The sequence below is a fragment of the Paenibacillus sp. 8b26 genome, from assembly GCF_050626875.1.
GTDB lineage: Bacteria > Bacillota > Bacilli > Paenibacillales > Paenibacillaceae > Paenibacillus.
Genome location: NZ_CP192445.1, coordinates 916,548 through 930,020, shown reverse-complemented (window position 1 = coordinate 930,020; position 13,473 = coordinate 916,548). Strand labels below are relative to the sequence as shown.

The following is a 13,473-nucleotide window of genomic DNA, read 5'->3' as shown; positions in this document are numbered from 1 at the left end:
ACAAAATCATATCTGTGTTTTATCATTGACAACAAAATAAAATAAAGATAAAATTAGTGAAATATTTCACTTTATAGAATAGTTCCGTATTTAGCGAGGCATCAAGAAGTGAATCCTTTAGGAGGCCGATTTTTATGAGCGCACATGTATTTTTTGTACCGTCTATCAATCTAATGGGAAAAGGCTGTTTGCATGAAGTTGGACCCTATATAAAAGAGCTGAATTTAAACAAAGCACTAGTCGTGACGGATAAGTTTTTGATGAAGAGCGGTATTGCAGGCAAGGTCACATCCTTGCTGGATGATATTGGCTTGGACTATGCGGTATACGATGAGGTCAAACCAAATCCCACCTGTAAAAATGTACATGATGGCGTTCAATTTCTGGAAGAAAACGGATGTGACTTTTTAATTTCCATTGGCGGAGGATCACCACAGGATACGGCTAAGGGAATCGGCATTATTGCTACCAATGGGGGACATATAACCGATTATGAGGGCGTTCATAAATCCAAGCATAAATCGCTACCTATTGTTGCTATTAATACCACGGCAGGAACATCCGCTGAAATCACGATCAATTATGTCATTACGGACGAAGAGCGCAAGGTCAAAATGGTTATGGTTGACAAGAATAGTGTAGCTACGATTTCGGTAAACGACCCTGTACTGATGGTAGACAAACCCGCCGCGTTAACGGCAGCTACAGGACTAGATGCTTTGACCCATGCCATTGAAGCTTTGGTTACTCCAGGTTCCTATCCTGTTACGGATGCGACCGCATTGGCAGCAGTAGAGATTATTTTTAATCATTTGGCCCGTACGGTGAGAAACGGTCATGATATAGAAGCACGTGAGCAAATGGTTTTCGCTATATTCTTGGGAGGACTTGCATTTAATAATGCTGGATTGGGTTACGTTCATGCGATGGCGCATCAGCTTGGCGGTGTATACGATTTGCCTCATGGTGTTTGCAATGCCATGCTGCTGCCGATTGTGGAGGAGGAGAATGCCAAGCATGTACCAGAGAAGTTTCGTGCCATCGCTAAGGGAATCGGTTTTGAAGATAAGGGGAAAACGGATAAGGAATGCGCAGACTATGTAATCAAAAGAATCAAAGACCTGTCGAAGGAAGTTGGGATTCCTTCCAAACTTTCTGAACTGGGTGTAAATGAAGTGGATTTGGATCTGCTTGCCGAGAACTCAATGAAGGATGCTTGCGCTCCGGGCAATCCGTTCATACCTAGCAAAGAACAAGTTATCGAGATGTTTAAGAAAATTCTTTAAATAAAAGCTGATATTATTTTGTTATATACTATAAGGGCTGTCCCAGAAAATCATCGATGAACACTGGGAATGGCCCTTTCGCATTTTCTGCTAAGAGATTTGTGAGACTAGAGATAAGACAACCCCATTAAATATTAATGGCACTGCTCTCTCGGCTAAAGCTGTAGGAGACTCTTTTTTTCCTTCCACATTCCAGCGAAAGGTTACACCATAAATGGACCAGCTTAATATGGTCGCGGCAAGTTCTAACGTTCTTTGGTCTGTATTATTGGCTTCTTTTGTTATGAGTTGAATTATGAATTGCTCTAATTGATTCTTAATATGTTCTTCCAGGATCGGTGCGACTGAATTATATTTACGGATGCATTGGTTACTAGTGTCATGATAGTCGCATAATGAAAGAATAAGCTTCTGAATGGTCTCCTCGGTCAAATGTGCCTCGGCATCAATTCTATTGATCACATGCTTCGAAAATGCGTCTGACAAAAGGGTTTCAAGCAGTGCATATTTATCTTGAAAATGTGCATAGAACGTAGCACGGTTAATGGTGGCTTTTTGGGTAATGTCATTGATCGTAATCGTGTAGAAGTCTTTCTTATTTAATTGGTCAACGAATGCGTCGAGAATTAACCTACGTGTTCGAATGACGCGCGGATCGTTTGGGTTGGGTGAAGTTACACCAGGCATCCTCAAGCCACTCCTTTCAGGTAAATCAAATGATTCCCCCATTATAAACATGTGTTGTTTTGTCAACAAGTGAATTTAGATATACAACAATTTCATAACCCTTTTGGTTAAGCAACAGAATGAACATTTTGTCGGTTGAATGATAAATTAAACATTGCTAACATTTTACTTGCACCCCGTTTGATGGTGCACGAGCTTTTTATATAATCGCTAAAAACGATAAAAGAAAATGGGGAGGTACAATCCTTGAGTAATCAACCGCAAAATGTCCATTCAACAGAAGCTTTATTTCAACCTTATACCATTCATAATCTGACCCTACAGACTCGTATTGTAATGCCGTCAATGGGCCGCGCTTTTTCACCACATGGTGTGCCAGGACCGGATGTAGCCGCTTATTATCGCCGTCGTGCTGAGAATGATGTAGGTCTTATTATTACTGAAGGTGCAGTGATTGACCATCCGGCTGGAACAAGTGAGCCGAGGATATCTAATTTTTATGGGGAAGCGGCTTTAAACGGTTGGGCTGAAGTGGTCAGACAGGTTCATGAGGCCGGAAGCAAAATTTTCCCACAGCTTTGGCATATGGGGATGACTCGTCCTTTGGGATCTCAGCCGAACCCGGAAGCGCTGTCGATTGGTCCATCAGGGCTGGACCTGGAAGGAAAAAAAGTAACCGAGCCGATGACAGAAGAAGAAATCGTCAAGGTCATTGGGGCCTATGTCGATGCAGCTGCGAATGCAAAACGACTGGGCTTTGACGGCGTTGAAATTCACGGAGCACACGGCTATCTGGTTGATCAATTCTTTTGGGAGAAAACGAACCAACGTACGGATCGCTATGGTGGCGATATCATAAAACGTGCTCAATTCGCCATTGAGCTTGTGGAAGCTATTCGTGCTGAGGTTGGCCCTGACTACCCTATTGCCATGCGCCTATCCCAATGGAAAATGAATGATTACAACGCAAAGCCGTTCGATACACCGGATAAACTGGAGCAATTCCTGAATGTATTAGTACAAGCGGGCGTGGACATCTTCCATTGCTCGGCACGTCGCTTTTGGGTACCTGAATTTGAAGGCTCCGATCTGAGTTTTGCCGGATGGGTGAAGAAGCTGACTGGAAAAACCACGATTACGGTTGGCTCTGTAGGCCTGGATGAGGATTTTGTAAGTCTCTATACGGAAGGGAAAGTGGCAGGACACCAAGATATTAATGAACTTCTGGAACGGCTGGACAACAATGAATTTGATTTGGTAGCTGTTGGGCGTGCGCTTCTGGGCGATCCTGCATGGGCTACGAAAATACGTGAAGGTCGAATTCATGATCTTCAAACTTTCACACCTGAGGTACTTAAAACGCTCAACTAAAATATCCCATGCTTCGAATATCTCTTCATTTCATAAATAAACAATGTAAGCCAAAATACTCAAAGTCATAGGAACTTCGGGTATTTTGGCTTTTTAATGTGTCTGCAACAGCAGTCCACCATCAACCATTTTGAATTAAGTCATCACAGATTCCCACTTGTTCACTTTTTTACTCAAGAACTCCTGAAGTTCCTCTTCATTGTTGCTTAACTTATACAATAAAGAAAGGGCAACTTGAAGCATTCATACGTTAAACTTAGAACCAGATCAGGCTGACAAAAAATACTTGATATATATAGATGTCTATGTAATAATGCTTGTATGTTAAAAAATAACGCAGCTGCACTGATAGGAACGATCAGAGACTCGATCAATAAATTGATTGTGACTGAGCTCGAATCAAATGGAGTTGAAGGGATTGTTCCTACCCATGGTGGAATATTAATGTTCCTCTATCAAAAGGACGGGCTTTCCATTAAGGAATTGACGCAGAAAATTTCTCGTCAGCAGCCCACAGTCACTGTTTTGATCGACAAGCTAGTGAAGCTGGGGTATGTCGAAAGAAAAAAAGAAAGGGAGGATAGCAGAGTTACCCTGATTTATCTGACCGATAAGGGGAAAGAGCTGGAGCCTGTATTTGAGGCGATCTCCAATAGATTAAAAGAAACCATTTATGGTGGTCTCAAAGACGAAGAAAAAGAACAACTGGAATATCTGCTGGAACATGTAAAAAACAGATTATAAATTTTTTTGAGTAAATGTATAGATATCTATATAAATGCCAAAATAACAATAAAACATCTGGAGGTTATTAAAATGAAACATCTTATTATCTATGCTCACTCTAACGCAGAAAGCTTCAATCATGCGATACTCGAAACAGTTGTAAATACCTTGAAAGAAAAAGGCGATGAAGTCGTTGTACGCGATCTATATGCCCTTGATTTTCAGCCTGTATTAAAACCTGAGGATACTGCCGCTATGAGAACAGGGCAAACCCCGGCTGATATCAAAGTGGAGCAGGAATACATTTCTCAGTCCGATACGATCACTTTTATTTCTCCCATTTGGTGGACAGGTCTTCCGGCTATCCTGAAGGGTTACGTTGACCGTGTATTTGCATACGGCTTTGCATATACGGCTGGTGCGGAAGGGATTAATAAGCTGCTTACAGGTAAAAAAGGTTTTATTGTGAATACACATGGTACTCCCAACGCGATCTACGATGAAATCGGTATGACCGCAGGATTGAAGATCACTTCGGATACGGGGATTTTTGATTTCGTTGGGATTGAATCCGTCGGTCACTTGCTGCTTGGAGGTATCGGTTACCTTGATGAAGATGGCTATAAAGGACTATTGAAGCAAGTCCAAGACACCGTCAAATCGGTGTTATAACGAAACTATATTATCACATTGAAAGGCTGTTCTTACCGTTAAGAAATGTACGGCAGTCTTCGAATGATGAGGTCAACCAGCATTTACTGGTTGGCCTTTTTTTGTACTTTTTTACGATGGAGCATTTTTTGGGGAGCTACACTCCAATCATGTAAAGCCATCAAAACAGCTTGTAATATCATGTCATATTCAGTCATGGAATATTTTGAGAATAGACTACCCAGTTTATTAATTTCTCTCCTCCAGCTCTTTGAGTTAAGTAGTGAGCATTTGAGAGTAATATTTCCACCTCTATTAGTATGTTTTTACATAAGGATTGAAATTGTTTTTAAATATGGTTTTATAGAAAAAACAATTTGATCATAAGGAAATCATGAATGATGAAGTTTATGTGGAGACAGTGGGGTTGGTTATACCGAAGAATCCGGCCGAGTAAAGTATAACGTTTGTTATGCATTATAAAAACTTCGATGAATATTTAAAATGTCAAAGCAAGTAGACAAATTCCCTCAACTTTCTTATTCTCCATATTCGTATTCTTCTCTCATTGGTTAATATTCTGATTTAGACATAAATGATCCGCAAGATGGACACTTTGAAAAAAAGTATACATCTTGCGGATCACAGTTCACTGTTAATAAAAAAGTACTTTTTTTGTAAATGCTAATATTTCTCCAATATAGCCCAGACGATTCTTTGATCAGCCTCGTTATTTTTTGGATATATGAAGCTTGCTTTAATTCGGTTTTTTTTGTCATAATACACTTTGGCGTTTAAGCTTTGAGCGGAGTCGTAACTTTGATCCGCAAAATTGTTACCCAATTTATTTTTCATATCGTTGAGATTGTGAAGATTGTAGCCAGCGAAACTGGAAATTCCATTCTCAGACAAGGTTTGCAACTTAATGATATCTCCTTTAGAGTTATAGGCAATTAAAAAATTTTCATAATACCTATAATCGGCATCCTTGGTGCATTTATCGTTAAAGTCTGGATTCTTTTTATAAGCGGTCAAATTAATGTTCGCAACATTTCCTTTAAGAGAAATATCGTTTATTGTCAATTTCGATAGGTCGGTTGATTCTACCGACATCGCCGTCCATAGATTTTTTGGTAAGTATGCAATTAAAGCGACGATAGTAACAATAACTAAAATGATAATTAACATCATACTTTTTTTAGAAATTAGTTTATTCATAAAGCTCTTAAACTCCTTTAATGATAAGAAATATTATATTTATTTTGGTTTCCTCCCGTGTATCGTCTGTCCAATATAAAGACGCAAATATCGTAATCAGAACGGGGCGTTTCCGATGTCAAGTACGCTGTAAAGCAACGATTACCACGGGGAATAACTCATAAAATATAAACCCTCCTTGTTGACTCTTCTGGCTGCCTTACAGTTCACAGTATAAAACCTCCTGTTACTGGACAATCAAGGGGGGATATAAAGCGTGACACTGTTATCCTTCGACGGTTTTGGAATGTCCCTCTACGATTAAGGACATGTAAACGTCAATAGGATCCTCACTTTCAACTTTAAAACCAAACCGTTCATAAAGACGTCTGGCAGAGCTTCCTTGCAGGACATTTAAGGTTACACAGTTTCCTTTTACATCATTTTGTTCAAGTAGATTTCTTAATACTTGACTGCCGACCCCTTTACCTTGGTAATTGGGATGAATATAAAAATGCTCCAATAAATAACTGTCTACCGTCGGTTTAAAAGCTATGCAACCAACAAAAGAAGAATCTATTTCGATGATCCAGGTATGTACAGAGTCGAATGCATCACGGAAGCGTTGCCGAACTTTTTCTTCATCAAATCTTCCTAACCTGGTTAAATCGTTACGCAGTACAATGGCCCGTAAATGAGCAATGGTTTCAACATCGGAATTTTGGGATTGGCGAAGAGTAAAAGGCTTCATCTAATGTAACAACTCCTTTATCGTAAACAGGCAAGAGGTGACCAGCATATTTTTTCTTATTCGACGCTGAGTTCTCATAACCCTTGTATTAAAATTCACAAATAATTCATTGTTATTATCGTCAGCAATTCATTATAGTACATAGTATTAATAGTTAACTGTATGTATTATGTGTTTTACGGAGGTTCACTATGAAAGATTATGAATTAAGAGACGATTTGAGAGAATCCGTTAACCGGATTTATAACATGGAATTATTCAGCAGCCTGACGGAGCTTGTCCAAGGAGAAAACCATGTGCTTCAATATTTAGTTCAGCATCGAGATGATGAGATTAATCCATCCTTACTCAGTGACCACCTGCATGTATCCAGATCGAGAATTACGGCAGCGCTTACGGCCTTAAGAAAAAAAGGCTATGTGACCATGGAAATGTCTGAGCATGACAGACGACGAATGTGTGTAAGGCTCACACCAGAAGGTGCATCCCTGATTAAACAGAAACAAGAGAGGATTGAAGGCTATTTTGAAGCGCTGGTAGAAGGTTTGGGTGAGGTCAATGTCAAGGAATTTATACGATTGATCGAGCTTTCCATGAGTATCATGAATGCGGATTCTACTGAAAAATAACATAATGTGAGGGTGTACAGGATGAAGTATAAAATAATAGCAGATAGCTGCTGTGATTTAACGAGAGAGCTTAGAGAAGAGATGCAAGTTACTACGATTCCGTTAAATATGACGCTGGGAGATAAATGCTTCGTAGATGATGACACATTGGACTTACCTCAGTTTATGGAAGAAATGAAAGCCTGTACAACCAAAATTGGATCCGCATCACCGTCACCTATGCTGTATAAGGAAGCCTTTCAAGGTGAGCATACTTCTTTCGCCATTACATTATCCAGCAATCTGTCCAGTTCGTATTCAAGTGCATTAGTTGGCAAGGATATGGCGGAGGAAGAAGGGGCTGATGTTCATGTATTCGATTCGAAAAGCGCGTCGGCTGGACAAATATTGTTAGCTCTAAAATTACGCAAGCTGATCGACGAGGGGTATCATAAAGGAGAGATTATTTCTTCCCTGGAAAGCTTTATCACGAAGATGAAAACCTATTTTGTGCTAGAGAACCTGGACAATTTGGTGAAGAACGGACGAATGAATAAAATTACGGGAAAGATACTTTCATTCCTGCATATCAGACCCATTTTGGGTTCAGACGGTGACGGAAATATCGCATTGTTTACCCAAGCGCGTGGTCAGAATCAAATTATCGAAAAGCTGGCAGATACCATTGAAAAAAGTGGTCGGGAAACCGAGGGGGAAAGCATCGTAATTACGCATTGCAATAATCCCGGTCTGGCGGAAAAATTAATGAATGCGTTGAAGAATCGTTATCAATTCAAAGATATTCATATTGTATCCACCAGAGGGATCAGTTCGATGTATGCCAATGACAAAGGTATTATAATGGCGTTTTAAGCTATTCAGGGTTTATCCAGCTCGAACGGGAGTGGGATAAACCCGTTTTTATAGCCTGATGCTTTACAGAAGCTCAAGCCTATCTCAATTTTCTAATGATGATAGAAGCATTTACGCTGGCTCGAGTCCCCCCGGCCAATGTTTGCAGCATAACCGCAGTGGCAGAGCTGTGGTTTCTCAGGGTAAGAACATCACCGCATGCCAGCGCGAGGATGGCTTGCCCTGTGTTCTGCTGCGTGCCAGCTTCTGAGCCGTATAGGGTTCCTTCAGCCAGGGTGCCATTGATAAAGATAGCGAATTGGTTAGGCTCTGCACCCGACACAGAAAAGTGAACCTCATAGTTGCCTGCGTCGGCGACAGTAATCTGTGTAGTCCCGGGTACATGAGCAATTCCAGGTGTAAGTATACCGTTCGTATCAAAAATGATTTCCGATTCAATCGGAACGACTTGAGGTTTTAGGTTGTAAATATAACCGAACTGCCTTAATTCACTTGTAGTAGAATCCCCCTCCGTCCCTGAAGCGTCATGAGGAATATTTACACGCACAATTTGTTTTTTGACGATAATGTCCTTGCCAAAAAATTTTCGTTTTGAGCGGACTTTTTTCTTTGAGGGCTTTTCATCGAACTTTTTTTCAAGTTTATCAAACCAGGAACGGATAAAAACTTCTTTTTTACGGCCTTTTTTTCGTTTTAATTCAGGACGACCCAATACAAACACCTCCATATGGTTTGTTGTATACTACTCCATTCATCTAGGGGAGGCATGGATATCTGTCCTGCGTTTCATAGGCAATGATCTATCTTTAGCTCAAAATAGGCTTTTGTATAAGGTACATTCGTCCAATATGTAAAATGGCGCATCGGCTGTTCCACTGGATGATACCAAGGAACAGCCGATGCGCCGGAAGAGGCATATATTAGGATGTAGCGGTTTGAAGCCGTTTTTTGCGCATGTATAGGACGTACAGAATGCCGCCAAGCAGGCATAGGATACAGGCAAAGCCTGCCAGCAACCATGCCGAAGCGACTGCTCCGCCACGATCCATACTGTTTCCAAGCCATAAGGGCAGCAGAGCACCCCCGACTCCACCTGCACCAATCAGCAGGCTGGTGGTGGATTCTTCTGTACCTGGCATCATTTTGCTGGCAAAAACGAGTGCGATGGAAAATATGCCGGACATGCCCAGCCCCAGCAGCGCAATAAGGACAAAGGCAACGGCAGTGCCCTTGATCAGCGGGAACACGCACAGCAGCACCGTCGCTGCCAGTGAGCTTAGGAAGACAAAGACGCCATAGCCGTAACGATCGGCAATGTTGCCTGCGAACAGTCGCCCGGCCGCCATTGCCAGCCAGAAGCAGGTAACACTGAGTGCCGCCTCGGCTTGGGAAAGGCCCAGCCGTTCAATGAACATAGAAGGCAGGAAATTGGCAAGGCTCATTTCTGTCCCTACATAGATAAAGAAAAAGATGATGAACAGTGCCAGCAGCCGCCAATTTCCCGCAGCGTTCACTTTAGAAGCTCCCTTGGATGAAGAATGTGGGGCCGAGCCGGAATGCGTATGCCTTTTCCTGGGACGCCCATATTCGTCCAATACGGCATCCAGCTTGCCGAAGGACTCCCGTAGCCAGGCTACGACTGCCACCGCCGCACAGACGGAGATGACAGGGAAGGCCAACCGCCACCAGCCAAGGGCGATCAACTGGCTGGCAACCGCAGGCATAGCTAACGCGCCGATCCCGAAAAAGACCTCCAGACGGCTCATCGCCGCACCCGTTCCTTCGGTAATACCGCTAATCACGATGGTTCCGATGACCGCTTCCACCATGCCGAAGCCAAAGCCAGCTACCGCTCCGACGGCATATAGCCAACCCCATGGGGGCAGCAGTGAGTAGAGCACTTCCGCCGCACACAGCAGCAGCAAGGCGAATACCAGCGTCCGGCGTTTGCCAAACTGCCTTGCAAGCCATGGCGACAGCAGGACGCCAGCCAGAAAACCGGAAAATTGGGCGAAGATCAGACTTCCGCCCTCCGTATAGTTCCGGCCATAGTGCTCCAGCAGCACGGGCAGCAGAGATCCTACAACCACGTGCGCCAGGCCAATTAGAAAATAAGACAAGCTGCCAATCCATAGCAGTCGTTTCATGATGAACTCCTTTGATACCTGAAATTGCACTTATACCGTAAAGTGAACGACAATGTAAGGTATTAAATATTTATGATAATTCCAGCACGTGAAAGCCATAGCCTTCGATGGTAACATCTCCTTCCAGGAATTCGCCGCTGAGCAGCTCATGTCCTTTTTGTTCATCCAGATGATAATTCTGTTTCTCGGCGTTATGGTTCAAGATGAACAAATACGATTTTTCATCCTTGGAGCGAACGCTGGCCTCCACACCCGCAGGAGCACGCAGCAAGGACGGAATCTCTTTTTCCTCACAAATATAGCCCAGCAGACCGTCCAGGAAAGCTCCTTCAGGGTCCGAAGCCACATACCATGCTTCACCTTGACCAAAACGATTGCGTGTCAGTACGGGCATTCCCTGATAAAAATCATCGCCATACTCCGCCAGCACCTCGGCACCTTCGCTATGCAGCAGGTCGCAGAGTAAGCCGCATTCATATTCCCCTTGTAATGCTCCCACCTGTTCCCTCAATACGATCCGATTGCGTGACTCCGGCAGAAGTGCGTCAATTTCTTCTACCCAAACTCCGAGAAGCTTACGTAGCTTACCCGGATATCCTCCGGTTGTGACCAGATCGTTTTCATTCACAATTCCGCTGAAAAAGGTGGTGACAAAGGTGCCGCCATGTTCAGTAAATTGTTCCAGTTTTTCCGCTGTACCCGGCTTGACCATGTAGAGTACAGGCGCGATAATGAGATCATATTTCTGGAAATCTGATTCCACGGAAATCAAGTCTACCTGGACGTTACGGCGGAAGAGGGCGGCATAGTATTTATGCACCTGATCGACGTAATTCAGTGCTACAGAAGGACCGCTTGATTTTTCCAGTGCCCACCAATTATCCCAATCGAACAAAATGGCTACTTTTGCGTTCACGGTGGCATCCAGCAGCGTATTACCTAATGTGCCAAGCTCGCTGCCGAGCTGTGCCACCTCCCGGAATACGCGTGTATTCTCATGACCGGCATGCTCAATCACAGCCCCGTGGAATTTCTCACAGGCTCCGATGGAACGGCGAAGCTGGAAGAACATGACCGTGTCCGCGCCATGCGCTACCGCCTGGTAACTCCATAACCGCATGACACCAGGCCGCTTGAGCGAATTGTACGCTTGCCAGTTTTGCTGGCTCGGTGTTTGCTCCATCAGCATAAAAGGCTGCCCATCCTTTAGACCGCGCATCAGATCGTGGGCCATCGCGGTATAGCTCGGTGGGGTATTAGCCCGCGGATAGCTGTCCCAAGACACAATATCCATGTGCTTTGCCCATTTGAAATAGTCTAGTTGCTTGAAAAAGCCCATCAGATTGGTCGTTATGACAGCTTCGGGGATATGCTTTTTGATCGCGTTATACTCCAGCAAATAGCATTCCAGCATACTGTCTGAATTAAAGCGTGCGTAATCAAGGGAAATGCCCTGAAAGGTGGAGTGGTTTTCGCCCCAATGCTCGCTCAGATTATTTGGGGGTACAATTTCATCCCAATCATAGAAGGTGTGTCCCCAGAACGAAGTATTCCATACCTGGTTCACTTCTTCCAGTGTTCCATATTTTTGTTTGAGCCACACTCGGAATGCAGCAGTACAGTTATCACAATAGCAATCCCCGCCGTACTCATTGGACACGTGCCACACGAGGATCGCGGGATGGTTTTTGTAGCGTTCTGCCAGTCGGTCAGCCATGCTCTCCGCATATTTGCGGTAGGTGGGACTGTTCGGACAGGAATTGTGGCGTCCGCCGAATTTTCGTTTGCGCCCGTCGACATCAACCCGGAGAATATCCGGATATCGAGTCGCCATCCAGGCAGGATGAGCCGCAGTGCTGGTGGCAAGACACACAAAAACACCGCTTTCATGTAAACTGTCGATGAATTGATCCAACCATTCAAAATGATATGTGATTTCATCGGATTGAATTTTGGCCCAGGAAAATACGTTGACTGTGGCGATATCAATTCCTGCCAGCTGGAACATCCGTAAGTCCTCCTGATGTGTGGTGTCATCCCACTGCTCAGGATTGTAATCTCCGCCGTAAAATACTTTTGGCAGTTTACCGCTTATCATGCCAATCACCTCTATATATAAGAATAATTCTATCTTATAATACAAGTAAACGCTTTTAAATATAATAAAATGAACATGGATATAACAATATGGATCTGCATTAAGGAATACATAACCGCGTGCGCCGGAGGTGCCTTTTATGATCTTAACTCCCCATCATTTGCGATTTTTTCTAACTACGCGGGAGCATTCTTTACCGCTTTTTATCGAAAGTATCGGATTTAACAGCAGGCAGGAGGATGTATCCCGGCCAGAGGGCTATCCTTGCTTTCACTGGATTCAGACCGTGTCCGGGGAAGGGGTATTCACTTTCAAGGGGGGCTCTTTCCGTTTGGGAGAACATGCCGGAGTTCTGCTGCTACCGGGCGAGTCCCATGCTTACAGCCGGGCGACGAAAGTATGGCGAACGCTGTACATTACGTTTGACGGACCGATAGCCGCTGCTGTGCTGACCGAGCTAGGGTTAAAGCATACGCGCGGGTATCATTGGGACGCTCATAGTGAACTGCACAGCTTCGGAGAAAGTATGCTTCATTCTATGGCGAGTGAACGGGATTTATCAGGGCTGGACGCTTCGGCCAATATGTACCGCTTTCTAACTTTGCTGCGCAAACATGGTCAATACAGCTCTATGCCTTCCTTGTCTCATAATGTAGAACGTTTGGGGCCTGTGCTGGCTTTTATGGAAGAAAATTATGCCAGCCCGGATATCGGCCTGTCCGATATGGCGGTGATGATGAATGTCAGCGCCCGTCATTTGAATACATTATTCAAGCAGGCATTCGGTGTGACCTCTTACGCTTATCTGATCGTCATACGTCTGCGCAAGGCTAAGGAAATGATGACTGATTTCCCGCACTTAACGGTAAAAGAGATCGCCGAGCGGGTAGGGTTCCGTGATGTCAGTCATTTTGTGGCGACTTTCCGCAAGGCCGAAGGAATTACCCCTGAAAGGTTCAAATTATTGTATTTATAAGGGTATTTAAGCGAAATACTCTTTCTTACGCGGGAATGCTCTTTTTAGGGAGCATTCCTTATTGTTTTTTTTCGGATGAGGGAGTATAAAATAATAGTTCAT

Annotated in this window: 13 protein-coding genes; 7 read left to right on the top strand and 6 right to left on the bottom strand. The window is 43.7% G+C overall.

The window, feature by feature from the left end; genetic code table 11:
- Nucleotides 1–134: 134 nt before the first annotated feature.
- Nucleotides 135–1,286 carry an iron-containing alcohol dehydrogenase gene (locus ACQ4MX_RS03950; protein ID WP_431089466.1) on the top strand — a complete coding sequence of 384 codons (1,152 nt, stop codon included), beginning with the start codon at nt 135–137 and terminating at the stop codon, nt 1,284–1,286.
- Nucleotides 1,287–1,376: 90 nt separating this feature from the next.
- Here ACQ4MX_RS03950 and ACQ4MX_RS03945 read toward each other — a convergent pair whose 3' ends face one another.
- Nucleotides 1,377–1,973 (bottom strand): TetR/AcrR family transcriptional regulator C-terminal domain-containing protein, encoded by a 597-nt coding sequence (locus ACQ4MX_RS03945; RefSeq protein ID WP_431089465.1) that lies wholly within the window; start codon nt 1,971–1,973, stop codon nt 1,377–1,379.
- Nucleotides 1,974–2,219: 246 nt separating this feature from the next.
- Here ACQ4MX_RS03945 and ACQ4MX_RS03940 point away from each other — a divergent pair, with 246 nt between their 5' ends.
- The 3 genes from ACQ4MX_RS03940 (at nt 2,220) to ACQ4MX_RS03930 (ending at nt 4,742) form a co-directional block, all read left to right on the top strand.
- Nucleotides 2,220–3,344, top strand: coding sequence for an NADH:flavin oxidoreductase (locus tag ACQ4MX_RS03940; protein ID WP_431089464.1), 1,125 nt, complete (start codon nt 2,220–2,222; stop codon nt 3,342–3,344).
- Nucleotides 3,345–3,665: 321 nt separating this feature from the next.
- A complete protein-coding gene (locus ACQ4MX_RS03935) occupies nt 3,666–4,088 on the top strand; it encodes a MarR family winged helix-turn-helix transcriptional regulator (RefSeq protein WP_431089463.1) in 423 nt (140 codons plus the stop codon).
- 72 nt (nt 4,089–4,160) lie between these two features.
- Nucleotides 4,161–4,742 carry an NAD(P)H-dependent oxidoreductase gene (locus tag ACQ4MX_RS03930; protein ID WP_431089462.1) on the top strand — a complete coding sequence of 194 codons (582 nt, stop codon included), beginning with the start codon at nt 4,161–4,163 and terminating at the stop codon, nt 4,740–4,742.
- 663 nt (nt 4,743–5,405) lie between these two features.
- Here the strand turns inward: ACQ4MX_RS03930 and ACQ4MX_RS03925 are convergent.
- Together ACQ4MX_RS03925 and ACQ4MX_RS03920 are read right to left on the bottom strand one after the other, a co-directional pair.
- Complete coding sequence (locus ACQ4MX_RS03925; protein WP_431089461.1) at nt 5,406–5,939, bottom strand: peptidase M56; 534 nt, start codon at nt 5,937–5,939, stop codon at nt 5,406–5,408.
- A 265-nt stretch (nt 5,940–6,204) separates the two neighbouring features.
- A complete protein-coding gene (locus ACQ4MX_RS03920; protein WP_431089460.1) occupies nt 6,205–6,669 on the bottom strand; it encodes a GNAT family N-acetyltransferase in 465 nt (154 codons plus the stop codon).
- Between the two features lie 191 nt (nt 6,670–6,860).
- Between ACQ4MX_RS03920 and ACQ4MX_RS03915 the strand changes: the two genes are divergently transcribed.
- Entirely contained in the window at nt 6,861–7,298 is a 438-nt protein-coding gene (locus ACQ4MX_RS03915; RefSeq protein ID WP_431089459.1) for a MarR family winged helix-turn-helix transcriptional regulator, read from the top strand.
- A 21-nt stretch (nt 7,299–7,319) separates the two neighbouring features.
- Nucleotides 7,320–8,150 carry a DegV family protein gene (locus ACQ4MX_RS03910; RefSeq protein WP_431089458.1) on the top strand — a complete coding sequence of 277 codons (831 nt, stop codon included), beginning with the start codon at nt 7,320–7,322 and terminating at the stop codon, nt 8,148–8,150.
- 79 nt (nt 8,151–8,229) lie between these two features.
- On the opposite strand, the gene ACQ4MX_RS03905 is transcribed toward ACQ4MX_RS03910, so the two are convergent.
- The 3 genes from ACQ4MX_RS03905 to ACQ4MX_RS03895 form a co-directional block, all read right to left on the bottom strand.
- Nucleotides 8,230–8,862, bottom strand: a complete 633-nt coding sequence (locus ACQ4MX_RS03905; RefSeq protein ID WP_431089457.1) for a BclA C-terminal domain-containing protein — start codon at nt 8,860–8,862, stop codon at nt 8,230–8,232.
- A 208-nt stretch (nt 8,863–9,070) separates the two neighbouring features.
- Nucleotides 9,071–10,297, bottom strand: coding sequence for an MFS transporter (locus ACQ4MX_RS03900; protein WP_431089456.1), 1,227 nt, complete (start codon nt 10,295–10,297; stop codon nt 9,071–9,073).
- A 70-nt stretch (nt 10,298–10,367) separates the two neighbouring features.
- The gene (locus ACQ4MX_RS03895) at nt 10,368–12,395 is read right to left on the bottom strand and encodes a beta-galactosidase (protein ID WP_431089455.1); all 2,028 of its coding nucleotides are present in this window, start codon (nt 12,393–12,395) and stop codon (nt 10,368–10,370) included.
- 139 nt (nt 12,396–12,534) lie between these two features.
- Between ACQ4MX_RS03895 and ACQ4MX_RS03890 the strand changes: the two genes are divergently transcribed.
- Nucleotides 12,535–13,371 carry an AraC family transcriptional regulator gene (locus ACQ4MX_RS03890; protein WP_149095796.1) on the top strand — a complete coding sequence of 279 codons (837 nt, stop codon included), beginning with the start codon at nt 12,535–12,537 and terminating at the stop codon, nt 13,369–13,371.
- The last annotated feature ends 102 nt before the right edge of the window (nt 13,372–13,473 follow it).